Raw genomic sequence first — 282 nt, 5'->3', positions numbered from 1 at the left:
GTCCACTCGCGTCGACAAAGTTATACTTCGTTTGATATAAAATCTCATCGTTTGTGTGCTTAGCAACCGCCATTGCATCATCAGGGTTATGTGCAATCACATAATCGATATCAGCTTCATCAAGACCAAGCTGACGTAGGCTTTCCTTCTCTGCATTCTGAGTTAATTTACCTTGAGCTCGTTCAACCTCATCATGAATCTTATGACCAACCTCATGAGCAGCATCACCTATTTTATGCCCTGCATGGTCAAGTTCTGCCTTCACTTTATCACTATCACAAC

At 42.2% G+C, this 282-nt stretch carries 1 protein-coding gene; it reads right to left on the bottom strand.

Annotated elements, in window-relative coordinates; genetic code table 11:
• On the bottom strand, positions 1–265 hold a 265-nt coding region (locus tag AB4585_RS28505; protein WP_372172132.1), incomplete at its 3' end, for a hypothetical protein.
• Between the last annotated feature and the right edge of the window lie 17 nt (positions 266–282).

Origin of the sequence: Vibrio sp. 10N.222.49.C9, assembly GCF_041474985.1 — a bacterium.
Taxonomy (GTDB): Bacteria; Pseudomonadota; Gammaproteobacteria; order Enterobacterales; family Vibrionaceae; genus Vibrio; species Vibrio crassostreae_C.
This window is presented reverse-complemented; position numbering and strand designations above follow the sequence as displayed.